Annotated in this window: 15 protein-coding genes; 9 read left to right on the top strand and 6 right to left on the bottom strand. The window is 67.9% G+C overall.

Features of this window, described 5'->3' with window-relative positions; all coding sequences use genetic code 11:
* Positions 1 to 2: 2 nt before the first annotated feature.
* On the bottom strand, positions 3 to 782 hold the full coding sequence (locus ACI2JH_RS04975; RefSeq protein WP_404735626.1) for a kinase: 780 nt from the start codon (positions 780 to 782) through the stop codon (positions 3 to 5).
* A gap of 86 nt (positions 783 to 868) precedes the next feature.
* On the opposite strand from ACI2JH_RS04975, the gene pdxH reads away from it, so the two are divergent.
* On the top strand, positions 869 to 1,468 hold the full coding sequence (gene pdxH, locus ACI2JH_RS04970; RefSeq protein WP_404735585.1) for a pyridoxamine 5'-phosphate oxidase: 600 nt from the start codon (positions 869 to 871) through the stop codon (positions 1,466 to 1,468).
* Positions 1,469 to 1,604: 136 nt separating this feature from the next.
* Positions 1,605 to 2,072: a DoxX family protein gene (locus tag ACI2JH_RS04965; RefSeq protein ID WP_404735584.1), complete on the top strand. Its 468-nt coding sequence runs from the start codon at positions 1,605 to 1,607 to the stop codon at positions 2,070 to 2,072.
* Between the two features lie 44 nt (positions 2,073 to 2,116).
* Here the strand turns inward: ACI2JH_RS04965 and prpR are convergent, their stop codons facing one another.
* Positions 2,117 to 3,706: a propionate catabolism operon regulatory protein PrpR gene (gene prpR / locus ACI2JH_RS04960; RefSeq protein ID WP_404735625.1), complete on the bottom strand. Its 1,590-nt coding sequence runs from the start codon at positions 3,704 to 3,706 to the stop codon at positions 2,117 to 2,119.
* 154 nt (positions 3,707 to 3,860) lie between these two features.
* Here prpR and prpB point away from each other — a divergent pair, with 154 nt between their 5' ends.
* The 6 genes from prpB to pbpC all read left to right on the top strand — a co-directional run bounded on the left by prpB (position 3,861) and on the right by pbpC (position 17,479).
* Positions 3,861 to 4,751: a methylisocitrate lyase gene (gene prpB / locus ACI2JH_RS04955; protein WP_101099893.1), complete on the top strand. Its 891-nt coding sequence runs from the start codon at positions 3,861 to 3,863 to the stop codon at positions 4,749 to 4,751.
* 30 nt (positions 4,752 to 4,781) lie between these two features.
* Positions 4,782 to 5,939: a 2-methylcitrate synthase gene (prpC, locus tag ACI2JH_RS04950; RefSeq protein ID WP_101099894.1), complete on the top strand. Its 1,158-nt coding sequence runs from the start codon at positions 4,782 to 4,784 to the stop codon at positions 5,937 to 5,939.
* A gap of 149 nt (positions 5,940 to 6,088) precedes the next feature.
* Positions 6,089 to 8,704 carry a Fe/S-dependent 2-methylisocitrate dehydratase AcnD gene (acnD, locus tag ACI2JH_RS04945; protein WP_404735624.1) on the top strand — a complete coding sequence of 872 codons (2,616 nt, stop codon included), beginning with the start codon at positions 6,089 to 6,091 and terminating at the stop codon, positions 8,702 to 8,704.
* A 36-nt stretch (positions 8,705 to 8,740) separates the two neighbouring features.
* Entirely contained in the window at positions 8,741 to 9,925 is a 1,185-nt protein-coding gene (gene prpF, locus ACI2JH_RS04940; RefSeq protein WP_319278560.1) for a 2-methylaconitate cis-trans isomerase PrpF, read from the top strand.
* Positions 9,926 to 10,125: 200 nt separating this feature from the next.
* On the top strand, positions 10,126 to 15,060 hold the full coding sequence (locus ACI2JH_RS04935) for an alpha-2-macroglobulin family protein (RefSeq protein WP_404735583.1): 4,935 nt from the start codon (positions 10,126 to 10,128) through the stop codon (positions 15,058 to 15,060).
* 46 nt (positions 15,061 to 15,106) lie between these two features.
* Positions 15,107 to 17,479, top strand: a complete 2,373-nt coding sequence (gene pbpC, locus ACI2JH_RS04930) for a penicillin-binding protein 1C (RefSeq protein ID WP_404735582.1) — start codon at positions 15,107 to 15,109, stop codon at positions 17,477 to 17,479.
* Positions 17,480 to 17,486: 7 nt separating this feature from the next.
* On the opposite strand, the gene ACI2JH_RS04925 is transcribed toward pbpC, so the two are convergent.
* Positions 17,487 to 18,056: a bacterioferritin gene (locus tag ACI2JH_RS04925; protein ID WP_101099897.1), complete on the bottom strand. Its 570-nt coding sequence runs from the start codon at positions 18,054 to 18,056 to the stop codon at positions 17,487 to 17,489.
* A gap of 41 nt (positions 18,057 to 18,097) precedes the next feature.
* Entirely contained in the window at positions 18,098 to 18,580 is a 483-nt protein-coding gene (locus ACI2JH_RS04920) for a peroxiredoxin (protein WP_404735581.1), read from the bottom strand.
* A 190-nt stretch (positions 18,581 to 18,770) separates the two neighbouring features.
* On the opposite strand from ACI2JH_RS04920, the gene ACI2JH_RS04915 reads away from it, so the two are divergent.
* Complete coding sequence (locus ACI2JH_RS04915; RefSeq protein ID WP_101099899.1) at positions 18,771 to 19,670, top strand: DnaJ C-terminal domain-containing protein; 900 nt, start codon at positions 18,771 to 18,773, stop codon at positions 19,668 to 19,670.
* Positions 19,671 to 20,178: 508 nt separating this feature from the next.
* On the opposite strand, the gene pilH is transcribed toward ACI2JH_RS04915, so the two are convergent.
* Both pilH and ACI2JH_RS04905 read right to left on the bottom strand, forming a co-directional pair.
* Positions 20,179 to 20,550, bottom strand: a complete 372-nt coding sequence (pilH, locus tag ACI2JH_RS04910) for a twitching motility response regulator PilH (protein ID WP_101099900.1) — start codon at positions 20,548 to 20,550, stop codon at positions 20,179 to 20,181.
* An 88-nt stretch (positions 20,551 to 20,638) separates the two neighbouring features.
* Entirely contained in the window at positions 20,639 to 21,634 is a 996-nt protein-coding gene (locus ACI2JH_RS04905) for a YhdH/YhfP family quinone oxidoreductase (protein WP_101099901.1), read from the bottom strand.
* Positions 21,635 to 21,699 lie beyond the last annotated feature (65 nt).

The following is a 21,699-nucleotide window of genomic DNA, read 5'->3' as shown; positions in this document are numbered from 1 at the left end:
ACTCAGCGGGCCTCGATGATGCAGCGCTCGACGTCCAGCGCGACCACCCGGTCGGCCAACGCTGGCAGGGTGCGAAGTGCCTGCCGGCTGACCCGTTCGTAGTACTGGACGAAGCGCTCCAGCTGCGGGCGGGTCATGCCGCTGCGTCCGGGCTGGGCGGCCTGCAGGTGTTGTTCCTGCTGCCAGCGCCAGCGCGGCACCACCGCGAAATCCGGCGGCTGCAGGAACCACAGCCGGTCACAGCGCTGCCACAGTGGCGCGTAGTGATCGGCCAGTGCCTGATTGCACCAGCGCCGCCAGCGACCGTCGGGGTCGGCTTCGCGTTCCAGCGCGTTGAGCGGTTCCTGCAGTGCCTCGGCCGGCTGCGCCGGGGTACCCAGGAACCAGCCTTCGAACACCAGCAGGTCCAGCGGTTGATCCAGGGCCTGCCACTGTGTGGGGGGCAGCCGTTCATCGGCCAGTTTGTCGAAGCGTGGCAATGCGGTGGGAGCGCGCGCGATCACTGCATCAAGCACCGCGTGCGCCAGCGGCAGGTCATGCGTGCCGGGCGGACCGCGGGTGACCAGCAGGGGATGCACGTCGCGCGCCAGGCGCTGGCGCTGGCCGCGGGTCAGGTAGACATCGTCCACCGAAAGCGTCGCAGCGCGCAGGCCACGTGCCTGCGCACGCTCCACGACCTGCGCGGCCAGGGTTGATTTCCCGCTGCCCTGCAGGCCGCTGATGGCCAATACCGGCACCTGCGCGCCGCTGGCCAGCGCGTCATCGAGCGCCTGTTCTGCCAACGTGTCCGGAAACCCGTCGTCGTGTTCGTGTACGCAGTCGCCTTCATGCCGCCACAATAGCCCAATCCCTTCAGGAATGACGTGTCATGAGCGATCTCTACACCGAAGCGTTGTCCACCTTCTCGGCGCTGTTCGACGAGGCCCGGCAGGGCAGCGAGATCGAGCCCAACGCGATGACCGTGGCGACCGCAGATACCTCCGGGCGCCCCTCCGCGCGCACCGTATTGCTGAAGGCCTTCGATGCACGTGGCTTCGTGTTCTATACCCACCTGGACAGCCACAAGGGGCGTGAGCTGCAGGCCAATCCGCAGGCGGCGCTGCTGTTCCTGTGGCGCAGCCTGCGCGAGGCCGGCATCCAGGTGCGCATCGAAGGGGCGGTGGAGCAGGTCGGCGTTGCCGAGGCCGATGCGTACTTTGCATCGCGCCCGCGGTTGAGCCAGATCGGCGCGTGGGCGTCGATCCAGTCCCGTACGCTGGATTCGCGCGAGGAATTCGATGCGCGGGTCGCCGCGGTGGAGGCGCGTTTCGATGGCCAGGACGTACCGCGCCCGGCGGGCTGGAGCGGGCTGCGGGTGGTGCCGGACCGCATCGAGTTCTGGTACGGCGCGCAGTTCCGCCTGCACGAGCGCTGGTGCTACGAGAAGGCTGCCGACGGCAGCTGGAGCAAGCGCCTGCTGTACCCCTGAGGCACGCGGCGTGCGTGCCATGACGTGATCTGCATGTCGCTGTGCGTTGCCGCAGGCCCCGGCTGATGGCCGCTTCATGTGCCGGCAGGGTGGACCGTCGCAGCCTCGCTTTCTTTTGCAGGAAAGGAGAGTCGGGATGGAGCTTGTGCGCCGGTTGTGGTCCGTTGCCCCGTTGCGTGTCGGGCCGGAGGCGTGGGTGATGCTGGCCGGCCGTGTGGTCGCAGGCGTGATGTTCAGCGTGTCTGGCTGGAACAAGCTGTTCACCGTGCCTGGCCGCGACCGCATGCTGGCGACGCTGCACGATGCGGGCATTCCGTGGCCGGGGCTGAGCGCCCCGGTGCTGGGCGCGATCGAATGGGTGGCCGGGGCCCTGCTGGTGCTCGGCCTGCTCAGTCGTCCGTCAGCCGTGGTGCTGGCGGCCATCTGCGTGGTGGCCGCGCTCACCGATGGCATCGCACGCATCCCCGCAGGACTGGGCGTGCTGGATTGGCTGAGCTGGTTCTTCTATCTGACCGAGGTGCCCTTGGCAGTGCTGCTGCTGTGGCTGGCGCTGGCCGGAAGCGGACGTTTCGCACTCGATGCGCGCTGGGCTGCGCGGGGGTAGGACGTGGTCGGTGACGGCCGCTGGTCGGCAGCCCTCGCAGCGCCTCACCCCAGCCCGGCTGCGCGCAGCCAGCGCCACAGCGTGGTGCGCGATATCCCCAGCGCCTGCGCCATGCCCTCGCGATCGTTGCGGTGGGCCGCCAGCAGCTGCTGCAGCTGCGCGCTGGACGGGCGTCCCGCAGGGGGCTGCAGTACAGGCGAGGAGGCCGCGTCGTGCGCCAGTTCCGGTGCCAGTGACAGCAACCGGGACGCACCGATGCTGCCTTCGGCAGGCTGCCAATGGATGCGCAGGCGGTCGATCAGGTTGCGCAGTTCGCGCACGTTGCCGGGCCACTGCGCTGCGCTCAACAGCGCCATCGCGTCATCGTCCAGCGGGGCGTCGATGCCACGCAGTTGCTGGAAGAAGTGTTGCACCAGCAGGGCGACGTCGCCGCGTCGCGCGCGAAGCGGTGGCAACACGATGCGCAACGTCGCCAGCCGGTAGTAGAGATCGCGGCGGAACTGCCCGGCCTGAACGCGCTGCTCCAGCGACTGCAGGGTGGCGGCGACCACGCGCAGGTTGACCGGCGTGGGCTCGGTGGCGCCCACGCGCAGCACTTCGCGTTCTTCTAGCACGCGCAGCAGGCGGGTCTGCAGCGGCAACGGCAGCTCGCCGATTTCATCCAGGAACAGCGTGCCGCCGTCGGATGCTTCGACCAGCCCGACGCGGCCGCCGCGGCGGGCGCCGGTGAACGCGCCATCGCTGTAACCGAACAGTTCCGATTCCAGCAGCGATTCACTGATCGCGCCGCAGTTCAGCGCGACGAAGCGGCCGCGTCGGCCACTTTCAGCGTGAAGCTGGCGGGCCACCAGTTCCTTGCCGGTGCCGGTTTCGCCGCTGACCAGCACGGTGCTGTCATGCGGGGCGTACAGCGCGATGTGCTGGCGGACCTCGACCATCACGCTGCTCTCGCCGAGCAGCGCGGTGCCCTGGCCGGCGCGGCTGCCGCGGCGTTGCCGCGCGGGCATGCGGCGGCTGCCCGAACGCGCCAGGGTGTGTGTCAGCTCCAGCGCATGTTCGAAGGCCTGGCGGACCGAATCGGCCGAGTACAGCAGCACGCCCTGCAGCCCGGCTGCTTCGGCGTGGTCGATGGCCATGCCGGTGCCGACGATCACTTCGATGCCGTTGGCGCGCAGGTCGGCGATGCAGTCGCGCGCGTCTTCGCGGGTGACGAAACGGCGGTGCTCGATCTGCAGGCCGAAGCTGTCCTGGAAGCTGCCGAAGGTCGGCACGTCGCTGGCATGGGTGACCAGGCCGATGCGCGGGGCGATGCGGCGTGCGCGTGCCAGCGCTTCCATCAGGTCGAAGCCGTTGGCCTGGATCGGCACCAGCGGCACGTCCAGCCGGCTGCGCAGCCAGGCGGCATTGGAACCGCCGGCAATCACCACATCGCAGGGTTCCTGTCGCAGCCGCTGGTTGATCACTGCCACGGCATCCTCGAAGCCGAGGTTGATCTGCTCGATGCGGGCGCGGCGGTCGAACTCAGGTATGACATCGCCCAGCAGCCCGGTCAGCCGGGACACGCTCACTGTCCAGATCACCGGCTGGATGGGATCGGTATCGCCGGGGCTGTCGGGATGGCGGGGCAGGTACACAGGGCGTCGCGGTTGGCAGGGGTGTTTCATGATACATCGGTTTCAATGTTTCATATGTTTCAACGTTCCACGTGCAGGACTCAAGTGAATCAATCACTTGCGTGTTGGCACGCTCTTTGCGCTCTTTTGGGGTGACCCCTGACAGGATTGCTGCATGACTGCTTCCCTTGCTTCCGCCGGCGCCCGCTTCCGCCAGGCCCTGGCTGCTGAATCACCGCTGCAGGTGATCGGTGCGATCAACGCCAACCATGCCCTGCTGGCCAAGCGCGCCGGTTACCGCGCCATCTACCTGTCCGGCGGTGGCGTCGCGGCCGGTTCGCTGGGCCTGCCGGACCTGGGTATCAACACCCTGGAAGACGTGCTGATCGACGTGCGCCGCATCACCGATGTGTGCGACCTGCCGCTGATGGTGGACATCGATACCGGCTTCGGGCCGAGCGCCTTCAACATCGCGCGCACGGTGAGGTCGCTGATCAAGGCAGGCGCCGGCGCCTGCCATATCGAAGACCAGGTCGGTGCCAAGCGCTGCGGCCACCGCCCGGGCAAGGAGATCGTCCCGCAGGGCGAGATGGTGGACCGGGTCAAGGCCGCTGCCGATGCCAGGACCGATCCGGACTTCTTCCTGATCGCGCGCACCGATGCCATCCAGGTCGACGGCGTGGATGCGGCCATCGAGCGCGCCATCGCCTGCGTGGAAGCCGGCGCCGACGGCATCTTCGCCGAAGCCGCCTACGACCTGGACACTTACCGTCGTTTCGTCGATGCGGTGAAGGTTCCGGTGCTGGCCAACATCACCGAATTCGGCGCCACCCCGTTGTTCAGCCGTGACGAGCTGGCCTCGGCCGGCGTGGCCATCCAGCTGTTCCCGCTGTCGGCCTTCCGCGCAGCCAACAAGGCGGCCGAAAGCGTGTATGAAGCGGTGCGCCGCGACGGCCACCAGCGCAACGTGGTGGACGCCATGCAGACCCGCAACGAACTCTACGACCGCATTGGCTACCACGCCTTCGAGCAGCAGCTCGATGCGCTGTTTGCCGCCAGGAAGTAACCTGCTGCCACGATTTCCGGGAGGAAAACCATGAACGATACGACCGCCACCCCGACCTTCAAGCCGAAGAAGTCCGTCGCCCTGTCCGGCACTGCTGCCGGCAACACCGCGCTGTGCACCGTCGGCCGCAGTGGCAATGACCTGCATTACCGTGGCTACGACATCCTGGACCTGGCCACCACCAGCGAGTTCGAGGAAATCGCCCACCTGCTGGTGCACGGCAAGCTGCCCACCCGCGCCGAGCTGGTGTCCTACAAGGCCAAGCTGAAGTCGCTGCGCGGCATCCCGGCAGCGGTCAAGGCTGCGCTGGAAGAGCTGCCGCCGTCGGCGCACCCGATGGACGTGATGCGCACCGGCGTGTCCGTGCTGGGCTGTGTTTCGCCGGAAAAGGACGATCACAACCATCCCGGCGCGCGTGACATCGCCGACAAGCTGATGGCCTGCCTGGGGTCGATGCTGCTGTACTGGTACCACTGGAGCCACAACGGCCGCGCCATCGACGTGGAAACCGACGATGACTCCATCGGCGGCCACTTCCTGCACCTGCTGCACGGCGAAAAGCCGCAGGATTCGTGGGTCAAGGCGATGCACACCTCGCTGATCCTGTATGCCGAACACGAGTTCAATGCCTCGACCTTCGCCTGCCGGGTGATCGCCGGCACCGGCAGCGACATGTTCAGCGCCATTGCCGGCGGCATCGGCGCCCTGCGCGGTCCCAAGCACGGCGGCGCCAACGAAGTGGCCTTCGAGGTCCAGAAGCGCTATGACAGCCCGGATGAAGCCGAGGCGGACATCAAGGCGCGCGTGGAGCGCAAGGAAGTGGTGATCGGCTTCGGCCACCCGGTGTATACCGTGTCCGACCCGCGCAACAAGGTGATCAAGGACGTGGCCCGCGAACTGTCCGAAGAGCAGTCGAGCATGAAGATGTACGACATCGCCGAGCGCCTGGAAACGGTGATGTGGGACATCAAGAAGATGTTCCCGAACCTGGATTGGTTCAGCGCGGTGAGCTACCACATGATGGGCGTGCCGACGGCGATGTTCACCCCGTTGTTCGTCATCGCGCGCACCTCCGGCTGGAGCGCGCACATCATCGAGCAGCGTATCGATGGCAAGATCATCCGCCCCAGTGCCAATTACACCGGTCCGGAAGACCAGGCGTTCGTGCCGATCGACAAGCGCGCCTGATGCATGACCCGGCACCCTCGTGCAGGGTGCCGTGCGGAGCGGGACGGCGATGCCGTCCCGGTTCCGTTGTGGCCTCGCAACGCCGTCCCTGCCGGTGAGGCGACGCCCGGCCCGCCATAGTCCAAGAGCCAGCCATGACCAGCCCCCTGATGAACCAGTCGTACCGCAAGAACCTCCCCGGCACTACGCTGGACTATTTCGATACCCGCGAGGCGGTCGATGCGATCCAGCCCGGCGCCTACGCCACGCTGCCGTACACCTCGCGCGTGCTGGCGGAAAACCTGGTGCGCCGCTGTGACCCTGCGACCCTGGAAGCCTCGCTGCGGCAGCTGATCGAGCGCCGCCAGGACCTTGATTTCCCCTGGTTTCCGGCCCGCGTGGTCTGCCATGACATCCTTGGCCAGACCGCGCTGGTGGACCTGGCCGGCCTGCGCGATGCCATCGCCGATGCCGGCGGTGACCCGGCGCAGATCAACCCGGTGGTGCCGACCCAGCTGATCGTCGACCATTCACTGGCGGTGGAACATCCCGGCTTCGACAAGGCTGCCTTCGAGCGCAACCGCGCCGTTGAAGACCGTCGCAACGAAGATCGGTTCCACTTCATCAACTGGACCCGCAAGGCGTTCAAGAACGTGGACGTGATTCCGCCGGGCAACGGGATCATGCACCAGATCAACCTGGAGAAGATGTCGCCGGTGGTGCAGGTGCGCGATGGCGTGGCCTTCCCGGATACCTGCGTGGGTACCGACAGCCACACCCCGCATGTGGACGCGCTGGGGGTGATCGCCATCGGCGTCGGTGGCCTGGAAGCAGAGAGCGTGATGCTCGGTCGCGCCTCGTGGATGCGCCTGCCCGACATCATCGGCGTGGAGCTTACCGGCCGCCCGCAGCCTGGCATCACCTGCACCGACATCGTGCTGGCGCTGACCGAGTTCCTGCGCGCGGCGCGGGTGGTCGGCGCGTGGATCGAGTTCTTCGGCGCCGGTGCCAGCGCGCTGAGCATCGGCGACCGCGCCACGATTTCCAACATGACGCCGGAGTTCGGCGCCACCGCAGCGATGTTCTCCATCGACCAGCAGACCCTGGACTACCTGCGCCTGACCGGCCGCGAGGAAGCGCAGGTGCAGCTGGTGGAAACCTATGCCAAGGCTGCCGGTCTGTGGGCCGATGACCTGGCCCAGGTGCAGTACGAGCGCGTGCTGCAGTTCGACCTGTCCAGCGTGGTGCGCAACATGGCCGGCCCGTCCAACCCGCACAAGCGCGTGGCCACCAGTGAACTGGCCGCGCGCGGCATTGCCGATGAAGCCAAGCTGGCCTCCGGCAAGGTCGAGCAGGCCGGTGGGCTGATGCCGGATGGCGCGGTGATCATCGCCGCCATCACCAGTTGCACCAATACCAGCAACCCGCGCAACGTGATCGGTGCGGCGCTGCTGGCACGCAATGCCAACCGCGCCGGGCTTGCCCGCAAGCCGTGGGTGAAGAGTTCGCTGGCACCGGGCTCCAAGGCGGTGCAGCTGTACCTGGAAGAGGCCGGCCTGCTCGGTGAACTGGAGCAGTTGGGGTTTGGCATCGTCGGCTTCGCCTGCACCACCTGCAATGGCATGAGCGGCGCGCTGGACCCGGTGATCCAACAGGAGATCATCGACCGTGACCTGTACGCCACGGCGGTGCTGTCGGGCAACCGCAACTTCGATGGCCGCATCCATCCGTACGCCAAGCAGGCGTTCCTGGCATCGCCGGCGCTGGTGGTGGCCTATGCGATCGCCGGCACCGTGCGTTTCGATATCGAAAAGGATGCGCTGGGCGTCGATGCGCAGGGCAACCCGATCACTCTGAAGGACCTGTGGCCGAGCGACGAAGAGATCGATGCGGTGGTCAAGGCCAGCGTGAAGCCCGAACAGTTCCGCAAGGTCTACGACCCGATGTTCACCTTCAAGGTGGAGCACGGCGCGCCGATCAGTTCGTTGTACGCATGGCGTCCGCAGAGCACCTACATCCGCCGCCCGCCGTACTGGGAGGGCGCGCTGGCCGGTGCCCGCAACCTCAGCGGCATGCGTCCGCTGGCCGTGCTGGGCGACAACATCACCACCGACCATCTGTCGCCGTCCAACGCGATCCTGGCCAGCAGCGCCGCCGGTGAGTACCTGGCAAAGATGGGCCTGCCGGAAGAGGACTTCAATTCCTACGCGACGCACCGGGGTGACCACCTCACCGCGCAGCGTGCCACGTTCGCCAACCCCAAGCTGATCAACGAAATGGCCGTGGTCGACGGGGCGGTGAAGCAGGGCTCGCTGGCCCGCGTTGAGCCGGAAGGCCAGGTGATGCGCATGTGGGAGGCGATCGAAACCTACATGCTGCGTCGGCAGCCGCTGATCATCATCGCCGGTGCCGACTACGGGCAGGGCAGTTCGCGTGACTGGGCGGCCAAGGGCGTGCGCCTGGCAGGCGTGGAAGCGATCGCGGCCGAAGGCTTCGAACGCATCCATCGCACCAACCTGATCGGCATGGGCGTGCTGCCGCTGGAGTTCAAGCCGGGCGTGACCCGCCTGACGCTGGGCATCGACGGCACTGAAACCTTCGACGTGACCGGTGCGCGGCTGCCGCGTGCGGAGCTGACCCTGGTCATCCACCGCCGCGACGGCAGCCAGCTGAAGGTGCCGGTGACCTGCCGCCTGGATACCGCCGAAGAGGTGTCCATCTACGAGGCCGGCGGCGTGCTGCAGCGCTTCGCGCAGGATTTCCTGGAGGCATCGCAGGGTGCATGACGACCTCGCCGACCCTCTTCCTGCTGGATTGACCCCATGACCTTTCTTCCACAGCTCCGCATTCCTGCCACCTACCTGCGTGGTGGTACCAGCAAGGGTGTGTTCTTCCGCCTGCAGGATCTTCCGCTCGCCGCGCAGGTTCCTGGTCCGGCGCGCGACGCGCTGCTGATGCGGGTGATCGGCTCGCCCGATCCGTATGCCAAGCACACCGACGGCATGGGCGGGGCGACCTCCAGCACCAGCAAGTGCGTGATCATTTCGGCGGCCTCGGTACCGGACCACGATGTCGATTACCTGTACGGCCAGGTGTCGATCGATACCGCCTTCGTGGACTGGAGCGGCAACTGCGGCAACCTGAGCACGGCGGTCGGTCCGTTCGCCATCAGCAATGGTTTCATCGACCCGGCACGGGTGCCGCGCGATGGGCTGTGCACCGTGCGTATCTGGCAGGCCAACATCGGCAAGACCATCATCGCCCACGTGCCGATGCGCGATGGCCAGGTGCAGGAAATGGGCGATTTCGAGCTGGACGGGGTGACCTTCCCGGCGGCGGAGATCCAGCTGGAGTTCCTCGACCCTTCAGACGACCAGGATGGCGGGGCGATGTTCCCGACCGGCAACCTGGTCGATGCGCTTGAGGTGCCGGGCGTGGGCACCTTCACGGTGACCATGATCACCGCCGGCATCCCCACCATCTTCCTCAACGCCGCCGACCTGGGCTACACCGGCACCGAACTGCAGCCGGCCATCAATGAAGACCGCGCGGCGCTGGAACGCTTCGAAGCGATCCGCGCGCACGGCGCGGTGCGCATGGGGCTGATCGAGCGCATCGAACAGGCCGCCACCCGCCAGCACACGCCCAAGGTGGCGTTCGTGGCCCCGGCGCAGGACTTTGTTTCCTCCAGTGGCAAGGCGATCGCTGCCGGCTCGATCGACCTGCATGCGCGTGCACTGTCGATGGGCAAGCTGCACCACGCGATGATGGGCACCGCCGCGGTTGCCATCGGCACCGCCGCGGCGATCCCGGGCACGCTGGTCAACCTGGCCGCCGGCGGCGGTGCACGCACGTCCGTCGTGTTCGGTCATCCTTCGGGCACGTTGCGGGTAGGGGCCGAGGCGGCGCTTGTGGACGGGCAGTGGACCGTGACCAAGGCGATCATGAGCCGCAGCGCCCGGGTGCTGATGGAAGGCACCGTACGCGTCCCCGCCGATACCCTTTGACCCGAATGCCTGCTGGGTGACGACCGTCCAGCCCGGTAGGTGACGACCGTTGGTCGTCACAGCCCCGGGCAGCAACAGCGTGACGACCAACGGTCGTCACCCACCAGGTGCAACGGTTGTCACCCATCAGGTGCAGCAGCGCGGCCGCCACGACCGGTGCGCGCGGGGCATAATGCACGCCTTGTTCAAGGAGTGACGACATGACCGGTCCGCTGCGGCTTCGGAAGTGGGGATGGGCGGCAGCCCTGGTGGCGGGAAGCCTGCTGGCCGGCCTGGCCGGCTGCAACCGCAACGACAGCGGGCAGCTGCCCGCCGCCAGCGGCGAGGCGATCACCGCCAAGGCCGAGCAGGTGACCGAGTTCACCCTGCTGCGCGCCTACCCGGATCAGAAGAACGATGGACTGTCGCTGGCGCTGGAGTTCTCGCGCCCGCTGGTCGGCACCCAGGACTTCGATGCGCTGGTGCGCTTCGAGGAGAAGGTGGGCACCGATGACAGCAGCTGGACCCTGTCCGAGGACGGCAAGACCCTGCGCTACCCGTTCGTGGAAGCCGCCAAGGAATACTCGCTGGTGGTGTCGGCCGACCTGCTGGCCGCCGATGGCAGCCGGCTGGGCAAGGAGCTGCGGCAGAAGGTATTCAGCGGCGAGCTGACCCCGGTGGCCGGCTTCGCCTCGCAGGGCAGCGTGCTGCCGGCGCGCGACAGCCGCGGCCTGCCGGTGGTGTCGGTGAACGTGCCGGAAGTGGACGTGGAGTTCCTGCGCGTGCGCGAGAAGGAACTGCCGACCTTCTTCAGCCAGTACCAGCGCGGTGGCCGCCGCGGCAGCTGGGAACTGGACAGTGACTACAGCGAACGCACCCCGATCAGCCGCCTGGCCGAGCCGGTCTACGTCAACCGTTTCATCCTCGGCGGCAAGCAGAACGAACGCGTGCTGACCTACCTGCCGACCCAGGACATCAAGGAATTGCAGGAGCCGGGACTGTACTTCGCCGTGCTCAAGCGCACCGGCGCCTTCGATGGTGAGTTCGATACGGCGTTCTTCAGCGTCAGCGACATCGGCCTGCATACACGGGCCTACAAGGACAGGCTGTTCGTCCATACCGCCTCGCTGGAGGATGGTGCGCCGCTGAAGAAGGTGGACGTGCGCGTGCTCGACGGCAAGGGCGAAGTGGTCCTGCGCGGCAGCACCGACGGCAATGGCAACGCGCTGCTGGACTACACCCTGGATGCCGGCCACGTGCTGGTCGCTGGCAGCGGCAAGGACACCAGCTTCCTGCCGTTCAACCAGCCCGCGCTGGACCTGAGCGAGTTCGCGGTGGCCGGGCGGGACAACGCCTGGTTCGATGTGTTCGCCTGGTCCGGGCGTGACCTGTACCGTCCCGGCGAGACCGTGCGGCTGTCCGCGCTGCTGCGCGACAACGATGGCAAGCCGGTCGCACCGGGCAAGGATGCCAAGGCACGCCAGCCGGTGTTCCTGCGGCTGAAGCAGCCCGATGGCAAGATATTCCGCGAAACCCAGCTGCAGCCCGGCGAACAGGGCTACTTCAACTTCGAGCAGCTGATCCCGGCCGATGCGCCGACCGGCCGCTGGCAGGTCGAGTTCCGTACCGATCCGGCCAGCAAGGAAGCGATCCAGGGCATGACCCTGCGTATCGAGGAGTTCCTCCCGGAGCGGATGAAGCTGGACCTGGACAGCGCACAGAAGAGCCTCAAGCCGGGTGATGCGCTGCGCCTTCAGGCCGACGGTGCCTATCTGTATGGCGCGCCGGCCGACGGCAATCGCTTCACCGCGCGCCTGGCGGTGGCGGTGGAACAGAAGCCGGTGGAAGGCCTGCCGGGTTACTTCTTCGGCGACCCGACGGTGAGCCTGCCGCGCGAAGCCAAGGATGTTGTGGATACCACGCTGCCGGCCGATGGCAGGCTGAAGCAGGATGTGGACCTGCCGGAAGAAGCCGCCAAGGCGAAGACCCCGGTGGCGGTGGTGCTGTCCGGCAGCCTGTATGAAACCGGTGGACGCACCGTCAATCGCACGCTCAAGCGGGTGATGTGGCCGGCCGCGGCGCTGGTCGGCGTGCGCCCGCTGTTCAACCCGGACGATGGCGCCGATGCCAACGGCACCGCGCGCTTCGAGCTGGTGCGCGTGGACGCGGCCGGCAAGCCGCAACCCGCCAAGGGGCTGAAGGTCACCCTGGTACGCGAGCTTCGCGACTATCACTGGGCGTTCAACGACAATCGCTGGGACTACGATTTCACCCGTCGTTTCGAGAACAAGGACACCCGCAGCGTCGATGCCGGCACCAGCGCGGTGGCCTTCGACGTTCCCGTGGAGTGGGGCGAGTACCGGGTGGATGTGTTCGATCCGGCCACCGGCCTGACCAGCCGCTACCCGTTCCGCGCAGGCTGGAGCTGGGGCGATGACAACCGTGGCCTGGATGCACGCCCGGACAAGGTCAAGCTGGGCCTGGACAAGACCGGCTACAAGGCCGGCGACACGCTGGAAGTGACGGTGACGCCGCCGCATGCAGGCCGGGGCCTGCTGATGGTGGAAACCGATCGCATGATCTACGTGCAGGATATAGACGCCAAGCCGGGCAGCACCTTCAAGATCCCGGTCACTGCTGAGTGGGAGCGCCACGATGTGTACATCACCGCGCTGGTGTTCCGCGGCGGCAGCGCACCGAGCAAGGTGACGCCGGCACGCGCGGTCGGCGTGGTGCACGTGCCGATGGACCGCAAGGCGCGCACGGTGGCCGTGGGCCTGGTGGCGCCCAGGCAGATGCGTCCGGAGCAGGACCTGCCGGTCACCGTCAGCGTGCCGCAGCTGGCCGGCAAGGTCGCGCACGTGACCGTGTCCGCAGTGGACGTGGGCATCCTCAACATCACCCGCTTCCCGGTGCCCGACGCGGCCGCGCACTTCTTCGCGCAGCGCCGGCTGGGCATCGATGCCTATGACATCTACAGCCGCGTCATCGAGAGCTTCGACGGCAGTAGCGGCAAGCTGAAGTTCGGTGGCGACATGGCGCTGGCGGCGTTGCCGCAGGCCAAGCGGCCGACGGCGCGGGTGCAGACCGTGGACCTGTTCACCGGGCCGGTGAAGCTCGATGCCAAGGGCAATGCCCGGGTCCGGCTGAAGGTGCCGGACTTCAACGGTACGCTGCGGGTGTCGGCGCTGTTGTATGCCGATGAGAGTTACGGCAAGCGCGATGTCCAGACCGTAGTCCGCGCTCCGCTGCTGGCCGAAGCCAGCATGCCGCGCGTGCTGGCCCCGGGCGACCGCAGCACGGTCACCCTGGATGTGCAGAACTTCACCGGCAAGCCGGGCCAGTTCACCGTGCGGGTGGAAACCGAAGGCCCGCTGAGCCTGGCCGAGGGCACCCGCTCCGTCCAGCTGGCGACCGACGCCAAGACCACGCTCAGCTTCCCGCTGAGCGCGCGCGAAGGGCACAGCGTGGCCAAGGTGCGCGTGCGGGTGGACGGCAACGGCTTCAAGGCCGATCGCCGCTACGACCTGCCGGTGCGCGCGGCGTGGCCGCAGGTGCTGCGCTCGCAGGTACGCACGCTGGATCCGCTGGCTGCGGTCAGCCTGGATGGCAGCCTGCTGGACGGGCTGATGCCGGAATCGGTGACCGCGCGCCTGCTGGTCAGCCCGCTGCCGCCGATCCCGTTCGCCAGCGCGCTGCAGGGCGCGCTGAACTACCCGTATGGCTGCGCCGAACAGACCACCAGCAAGGGCTACGCCGCGCTGATCCTGGACCAGGCCACCTCGGCCATGCTCGGCGCCGACGGGCTGGATGCCAAGGTGCGTCGCGAGCGCATGGAAGGCGCCTTCGGTCGCCTGGCCTCCATGCAGGTGGCCAACGGCAACTTCTCCATGTGGGGCGACGACGGCTACGTCAATCCGTGGCTGACGCCGTACATCACCGAGTTCCTGCTGGATGCCCGCGATGCCGGTTTCGCCGTGCCCGACAACGTGCTGCAGAAGGCGTTGAACCGGCTCAGCGAGGACCTGCTGTCCGGCGGCAACCAGTTCTACGGCCAGGACCGCCGCGACAACCTGAAGTTCGCCAACCAGGCCTACTCCGGCTACGTGCTGGCGCGGGTCAACCGCGCGCCACTGGGCACCCTGCGCACGCTGTATGACAACGAACGGGCCAAGGCCATCGGCGGCCTGCCGCTGGTGCACCTGGGCGTGGCGCTGTCGCTGCAGGGTGACCGCAAGCGCGGCGAGGCGGCCATCACGGCCGGCTTCGCCAAGCCGAGCAGCGAACGGCCGTCGTACTTCGGTGACTACGGCAGCGCGATCCGCGATGACGCGCTGATGATCGCCCTGACCCACGAACACAACCTGGCCAAGCCGGCCTGGGACGCGCGTTCGGTGGACCTGGGACGTGAGCTGGATACCCGCCGCAACCGTGGCTGGATGTGGCTGAGTACCCAGGAACAGGTGGCCATCGCCCGCCTGGGCAAGGCGCTGGCCGCGAACCAGAAGAAGCTGGTGGCCGGTGAGCTGGTGATCGGCGCGCAGACCGAAAGCGTCGGTGAGCGCCGCCTGTTCGGCCGCAGTTTCGATGCCGCGCAGCTGGGCAGTGGCGTGCGCTTCGCGCCCAGCGGCGAGCCACCGATGTTCGCCAGCATCGACGTGGCCGGCATTCCGCGCACCGCGCCGGCGCCGGACAACAGCGTGATCGGCGTAGAGCGCAGCTGGTTCGGCACCGACGGCAAGCCGTGGACGCCGCGTCCGTTGAAGGAAGGCGAGGCGCTGATCGTGCGCGTGACCGTCACCCCGGACAGCAGCATGCCCGATGCCCTGCTGACCGACCTGCTGCCAGCGGGCCTGGAAATCGAGAACTTCAACCTGGGTGATGCCAAGCAGTGGGCCGACGTGGTGGTGGATGGCATCGGCATCAGTTCACGTGGCGATGCCGCCGACGTGAAGCACGAGGAGTTCCGCGATGACCGCTACGTTGCGGCGCTGAACCTGTCGCGTGGCAGCAAGGCGACGCTGTTCTATCTGGTGCGCGCAGTCACTCCGGGTACCTACACGGTGCCGCCGTCGCTGGTGGAAGACATGTACCGTCCGCAGCTTCGCGGCGTCGGCCGCAGCAACCCGAGCACGATCACGGTGGTGCAACCGTGAGCCGGCGGGCGGGCCGCCACGCGGCGGCCTGCCGACGGGGCCGCCAGTGATCAAACGCGGCCTGCGCCGGTTGCGGCGCAGCCTGCGGCCGCTGTGGCCGTGGCTGAGGTGGTGCAGCGTGGCGCTGCTGTTGGCGGCGCTGCTGCTGGACCTCGCGTTCCCACCGCCGTTGCCGAAGCAGCGTGACACCAGCACGCTGGTGGTCGCGCGCGACGGCAGCCCACTGCGCGCCTTCGCCGATGCCGAAGGCGTGTGGCGCTACCCCGCTTCGGTCGAGCAGGTGTCCCCGTTGTACCTGCAGGCCCTGCTGGGCTACGAGGACCGCTGGTTCTGGCGCCATCCCGGCATCAATCCGGTTGCGCTGCTGCGTGCCAGCATGCAGATGTTGGGGCAGGGGCGCATCGTGTCGGGCGGCTCGACGCTGACCATGCAGGTGGCGCGCATCCTGGACCCGCACACGCGCACGCCATGGGGCAAAGCCAAGCAGATGCTGCGCGCGCTGCAACTGGAAGTGCACCTGTCCAAGCGCGAGATCCTGACCCTGTACCTGGAGCGCGCGCCCTACGGCGGCACCATCGAGGGCGTCGAAGCGGCCAGCTGGGCCTATCTGGGCAAACCAGCGGCGCAGCTTTCGCACGCCGAGGCAGCGCTGCTGGCCGTGCTGCCGCAGGCGCCCAGCCGGCTGCGTCCGGACCGCCATCCCCAGGCAGCGCAGCAGGCGCGTGACAAGGTGCTGGCACGGATGGCCTCGCTGGGGCGCTGGTCCGCCGAAGAGGTGGAGGATGCACGCGTGGAAACGGTGGTGACCCGTTCGCTGCGTCCGCCCCTGCATGCCGCCTTGCTGGCGCAGCGCCTGCATGCCGCACAGCCGGGCCAGCCACGCATCCAAAGCAGCATCGACATCGACCTGCAGCGCACGCTGGAGGGCCGGCTTTCCAGCTACTTTTCCACGCTGCCCGAGCGGACGTCGGCGGCGCTGCTGGTGGTCGACAACCAGACGCTGCAGGCACGCGCCTACGTTGGTACGCTGAACTTCGGCGACCGCCAGCGGCTGGGCCACGTGGACATGGTGCAGGCCTGGCGTTCGCCGGGTTCCACGCTCAAGCCGTTCCTGTACGCGATGGCACTGGATGACGGGCTGATCCACTCGGAAAGCCTGCTGGTGGATGCACCGCAGAATTTCGGCGGTTACCGCCCCGGCAACTTCGACGAGGCCTTCAATGGTCCGGTGAGCGCAGCCACCGCACTACGCCTTTCGCTCAACGTGCCGGCGGTGGACCTGCTGGATCGGGTCGGGCCGGCGCGTTTCGCCGCGCGCTTGTCCCATGCCGGGATCCAGCTGCGCTTTCCACGCGGAAGCTCGCCCAACCTGTCGTTGATCCTGGGCGGCACCGGCGCGCGGCTGGAGGACCTGGTCGGCGCGTTCGCGGCGTTGAACCGCGATGGCATCGCCGGCCGCGTGCGCTACACCGCGTCGGATCCGGTGCTGGATCGCCGGCTGGTATCGCCGGGGGCGGCGTGGATCGTGCGCGAAATGCTGGAGGCCAATCCGCGCCCGGGGCAGGGCACCGATACCTTCGACCTCGGGGGGCGGCCACGGGTCGCGTGGAAGACCGGCACCAGCTACGGCTACCGCGATGCCTGGGCGATCGGCAGCACGCGCCAATACACCGTGGGGGTCTGGGTGGGGCGGCCGGACGGCACGCCATTGCCGGGACAGTACGGGGCGGTGACTGCACTGCCGCTGATGTTCGAGGTGGTTGACAGCCTGCCACGGCAGGGCCGCGCCAGCGCCCCAGCGCCGCGTCCGGCTACCGTCAGCCAGGCCGATGTGTGCTGGCCGACCGGTGGCCTGGCCAGTGAACTACCCGATGGATTGTGCCAGCGGCGACTGAGCGCGTGGTTGCTCGAGGGCAACGTGCCACCGACCTTCGCCGAGCGCGATGCGCGGCGCTGGCAGCCGGGGCGGCAGCGCTACCAGGCTGACGCGCACAGCGGACGGCGCCTTTCCGCAGATTGCAGCGCCCCGCACGACGTGGAGGACCGTGAGGTCGCGCGATGGCCGGCGCTGCTGTCACCGTGGTTGCCGCAGGCAGCACGTACCGCCTCTCAGTTGCCTGCGCTGGCGCCGGATTGCCGCGACGACGGGCGCCAGGCCAGCATCGCCCTGCACATTGATGGACTCAACGACGGCGCTTCGGTGGCGCGCGCACCGGGCGCCGTCGATGGCGTGCGCCTGCAGCTGCGCGCATTGGGCAGCGAGCACGACATCGACTGGCTGCTGGACGGGCGCTGGATCGCCCGCACCCGCGGCGCCCAGCCTTTCAGCCAGCGCTTTGAACAGCCGGGACGGCATACGTTGACCGCACTGGCCAGCGATGGAGCCTGGACCCAGGTGCGGTTCAACGTGGTGCGCTGAGGGCGGTCTACTTGCCGATCCAGCCATCCAGCAGGTCGGCGAACTCGTCGGCGTGCTCTTCTTCCTGGGCCAGGATCTCTTCCAGGATGCGCTTGGTGGTGGTGTCCTTGTCACCGACGAAGTTGATCATTTCGCGGTAGCTGTCGATGGCGATGCGCTCGGCGATGAGGTTCTCGCGCACCATGTCGCGCAGGTCGGTGCCTTCCTTGTACTCGGCATGCGAGCGTGCGGTCAGGGTATCCGGGTTGAAGTCCGGCTCGCCGCCCAGCTGGACGATGCGCTCAGCCAGCTTGCCGGCGTGCGCCTGCTCCTGCTGCGCATGCTCCAGGAACTCGGCCTTGACCGCATCGGCGAGCATGCCCTTGGCCATGAAGTAGTGGCGGTAGTAGCGCAGCACGCACACGTATTCGGTGGCCAGCGCATCGTTGAGCAACCGGATGACCGCCTTGCGGTCGGCGTTGTAGGTATCGGTGATCGCACCATCTTCGATATTGCGCCGGGCGTTGTCGCGCAGGATCTGGCGATCACTGATGCCGGCGGGATGGGCGGGATGCGGGTGCTTGGCTGGCTTTGACATGGCTGGCCTGTTCTCCTTCGTTGGTTGCGGTGGCGCGTTGATCAGTGCGGCAGGTGCGCCAGTACGTGCTCGGCCGATGACACCTCGAACGCGCCGGAGGCGTCGATCCAGGCTTCGCGCACCGTGCCGTCCTCCACGTACAGGGCGAAACGACGCGAGCGCATGCCCATGCCGGACGCGCTGGCGTCCACTTCCAGGCCGAGCGCGCGGGCCAGCTCGCCGTTGCCATCGGACAGCATCAGCAAGCCGTCGGGGACGTGCTGGCTTTCGCCCCACGCCTTCATCACGAACGGGTCGTTGACTGCCACGCAGTACACGTCGATGCCGCGTTGGCGGAATTCGGCGAAGTGTTCGATGAAGCCGGGCAGGTGACGGGCCGAACAGGTCGGGGTGAAGGCACCGGGCACGGCGAACAACACCGCCTTGCGGCCGTCGAACAGGGCTTTGGTGTCCACCGTCTCCACGCCGTCGCGGATCCGTTTCAGCGTGACTTCGGGGATCGGGTCGCCAGCTTGGATGCTCATGGGTGGGCTCCTGGTAAACAAGCAGCGTAGGCACGTTGATGGAAGGGCCGTGTCAACGGATTGAAAATCCCGTGTGCACGCCCGATCTGCTGGCCAATGGGGCAGACACCATCCGGGCCTGCACACGGCAGCCGCTAGAATAGGCGCGGGTTGGCGCCCCCGGTGCCGACGGATCAATCGAGGTAGCACGATGGAATTCAAGGATTACTACGCCACGCTGGGCGTGGAACCCAGCGCGGGCGACGCGGAAATCAAGACCGCTTACCGGCGGCTGGCGCGCAAGTACCACCCGGATGTCAGCAAGGAAGCCGGGGCGGAAGAAAAGTTCAAGGGCATCAACGAGGCGTACGAGGCGCTGCGCGATCCGCAGAAGCGCGCGGCGTATGATCAGCTCAAGGCCCAGGGCTATCGTCCGGGGGAGGAGTTCAATGTCCCGCCCAACTACGGCGGCGGCGGTGGCTTCGATTTCGAGGAAGTGTTCGGTGGCGGCGCAGGCGGTGCCAACGGCGGCTTCAGCGATTTCTTCGAAAGCCTGTTCGCACGCCAGCGCGGCGGCGCCGGGCGTGGCCCGGGTCCGGGCTTCAGCAGTGGCGGCCATGCCCCGCAGCGCGATACCCGGGCCAAGCTTTCCGTCCCGCTGGAAGCGGCCTACAACGGCGATACGCTGCGGATCACGGTCAACGGCCGCCAGCTGGACGTGCGCGTGCCGAAGGGCATCAAGCCGGGCCAGGTGATCCGGCTGGGCGGGCAGGGCACCGACGGCGGCAACCTGCTGCTGGAAGTGGAATATGCCGCGCACCCGCAGTTCGAAGTGGACGGTCGCAACATCCTGTACACCCTGCAGGTGACGCCGTGGCAGGCGGCGCTGGGCACCAGCATCAGCGTGCCGACGCTGGGCGGTGCGGTGGAACTGAAGGTAGCCGCTGGATCCGATGCCGGGCGCAGGCTGCGCCTGCGCGGCCGGGGCTTGCCGGGCAACCCGGACGGTGACCAGATCGTTGAACTGGAGATCGTGGCGCCGGCGGCCAGCGATGAGGCCCAGGCCGAGGCCTACCGCAACCTGGCCAAGGCGTTCGGCGAGTCGATCTGAGGGGGGGGTGTTGTGCTGCGCACGGCTTGAGGCGCAGGCAACGTCAACGTCAACGTCAAAAGCTGCAGGGCTGCGTGTTGGCGGGGCGGGGTGGCTGTGCAGGACACGCCGCAAGTACGTCCCTGTAGGCTCGCTTTTCGCATCCATGGCGCTCAACGCCCCCGCCAACCCACCCCGCCCCGCCTTCGACAGGTCCATGGCGGTCATCTGGTAGCGCCGACCCATGGTCGGCGGAATGTTCCCGCCAACGGCCCGCTGCGCTCGCCGACCATGGGTCGGCGCTACCGCTTTTCTTTTCTTTACTACGCGGGTAGCGGCCACCGGAACCTGTCAGGGGGCCCGGGCGGGGGCGCGGGGCGGGGGCGTTGACCGCCATGGATGGCGCGAAACGAGGCCCGCATGGACGCAGTTTTTGCCGTCCCCCGCACAGCCCCACCGCCCGTCCCACCCAAAGCTGCGGCTTTGGAGCCACCCGCGAGGGGGTTTCACCCGTTCGACCCCAACCCCGTCAGGGCTGCCCGGCGAACACGCGTTCCAGTACCTCGGACAGCTCGTCCTCGGAAAACGGCTTGGTGATGTACGCCTTCGCGCCCTGGCGCATGCCCCACATGCGGTCGGTGTCCTGGTCCTTGGTGGTCACCAGGATCACCGGGATGTGGCGCGTGGTTTCATCGCGGGCCAGCGTGCGGGTGGCCTGGAAGCCGTTGAGGTTGGGCATCACCACGTCCATCAGCACCAGGTCCGGCAGTTCGGCGCGCGCGGTTTCCACGCCGGCCGCCCCATCGGTGGCGGTCAGGATCTGGTGGCCCAGCTTCTCGACGATGCGCTGTATCCCCAACAGCTGCGATGGTGAATCGTCGACGATCAGGATGCGTGCCATGTTGCTCCCCAGGTGATGCCGCAGTGTAGTGCGCCGCTTGCCTTGCGGAGAAGCCGACAACGTGCCGTCCGTCGCCCGCCTGCGACGTTCAGTCGATCCGTACCACGGTACGCCCGCGCGAGCCGCCCGACAGCATGCTTTCAAAGACCGGCGGCAGCTCGGCAAGCCCGATTTCCCGCGTGCAGATCGCTTCCAGGTGCGCCGGCTTCCAGTCGCTGCCCAGACGTTCCCAGACCTGCTCGCGCAGCGCCCGCGGGGCGCTGGCCGAGGACACGCCGAGCAGCGAGACGCCGCGCAGGATGAACGGCATCACCGTCATCTCCAGCGAAGCCTCGGCGGCCAGTCCCGCGCTGACCACGCTGCCGTAGCCGACGGTCTGTGCCAGCAGGCTGGCCAGCATCGGGCCGCCTGCATTGTCCAGCCCACCGCCGAAGCGCGCCGACTGCAGCGGCGCGGTGTCGGCCAGCGCATCACGCGGCAGGACCTCGCTGGCACCGATCGCGCGCAGCCAGTCGGCCTGCTCCGGCTTGCCGCTCACCGCATGCACGGCGTAGCCGGCGCGGCTGAAGATATCCACGGCCAGGCTGCCGACCCCGCCGCTGGCACCGGTCACTGCCAGTGGGCCATGCCCGGGCGTCAGGCGGTTGTCCTGCATGCGCAGCAGGGCCAGCGCAGCGGTGAAGCCGGCGGTGCCCAGCACCATCGCCTCGCGCGGGGTCAGCCCGGCGGGCAGGGCGATGACCGCACTGGATTCCAGCCGGACGTACTGGCTGTAGCCGCCGTCACGGGTTTCGCTCAGGCCGCAGCCTGTCGCCAGCACCGCATCGCCCTCGCGCCAGGCCGGGTCGCTCGAAGCGACCACCACGCCCGCCACGTCGATGCCGCCGACCAGTGGGAACCGGCGCAGGATGCGGCCGCGGCCGGTCCCGGCCAGGGCATCCTTGTAGTTGACCGACGACCACTGCGCGCGGATCAGCACCTGTCCGGGGGAAAGATCGTCCACCTGCAGCGGCGCAATACCACTGTGGTGGCCGTGGTCGTCCTTGTGGATGCGGAAGGCGCTGAAGGTGGCCGGAAGGGACATTGGAACGCTCGCTGACGGGGAAATGTCACCTTACCCCCTTCCAATCCTCCTGGTCCGCCCCATCT

It is taken from the genome of Stenotrophomonas sp. NPDC078853, assembly GCF_044901215.1.
Taxonomy (GTDB): Bacteria; Pseudomonadota; Gammaproteobacteria; order Xanthomonadales; family Xanthomonadaceae; genus Stenotrophomonas; species Stenotrophomonas lacuserhaii.
The sequence above is the reverse complement of the archived record's forward strand: the minus strand, read 5'-3'. Positions and strand labels throughout refer to the sequence as shown.

Excerpts from the sequence above, each read along its gene's own strand:
- pdxH (WP_404735585.1), top strand. The coding sequence starts at position 869 with ATGAGCGATCTCTACACCGAAGCGTTGTCCACCTTCTCGGCGCTGTTC.
- ACI2JH_RS04965 (WP_404735584.1), top strand. The coding sequence starts at position 1,605 with ATGGAGCTTGTGCGCCGGTTGTGGTCCGTTGCCCCGTTGCGTGTCGGG.
- prpB (WP_101099893.1), top strand. The coding sequence starts at position 3,861 with ATGACTGCTTCCCTTGCTTCCGCCGGCGCCCGCTTCCGCCAGGCCCTG.
- prpC (WP_101099894.1), top strand. The coding sequence starts at position 4,782 with ATGAACGATACGACCGCCACCCCGACCTTCAAGCCGAAGAAGTCCGTC.
- acnD (WP_404735624.1), top strand. The coding sequence starts at position 6,089 with ATGAACCAGTCGTACCGCAAGAACCTCCCCGGCACTACGCTGGACTAT.
- prpF (WP_319278560.1), top strand. The coding sequence starts at position 8,741 with ATGACCTTTCTTCCACAGCTCCGCATTCCTGCCACCTACCTGCGTGGT.
- ACI2JH_RS04935 (WP_404735583.1), top strand. The coding sequence starts at position 10,126 with ATGACCGGTCCGCTGCGGCTTCGGAAGTGGGGATGGGCGGCAGCCCTG.
- ACI2JH_RS04925 (WP_101099897.1), bottom strand. The coding sequence starts at position 18,056 with ATGTCAAAGCCAGCCAAGCACCCGCATCCCGCCCATCCCGCCGGCATC.
- ACI2JH_RS04920 (WP_404735581.1), bottom strand. The coding sequence starts at position 18,580 with ATGAGCATCCAAGCTGGCGACCCGATCCCCGAAGTCACGCTGAAACGG.
- ACI2JH_RS04915 (WP_101099899.1), top strand. The coding sequence starts at position 18,771 with ATGGAATTCAAGGATTACTACGCCACGCTGGGCGTGGAACCCAGCGCG.
- pilH (WP_101099900.1), bottom strand. The coding sequence starts at position 20,550 with ATGGCACGCATCCTGATCGTCGACGATTCACCATCGCAGCTGTTGGGG.
- ACI2JH_RS04905 (WP_101099901.1), bottom strand. The coding sequence starts at position 21,634 with ATGTCCCTTCCGGCCACCTTCAGCGCCTTCCGCATCCACAAGGACGAC.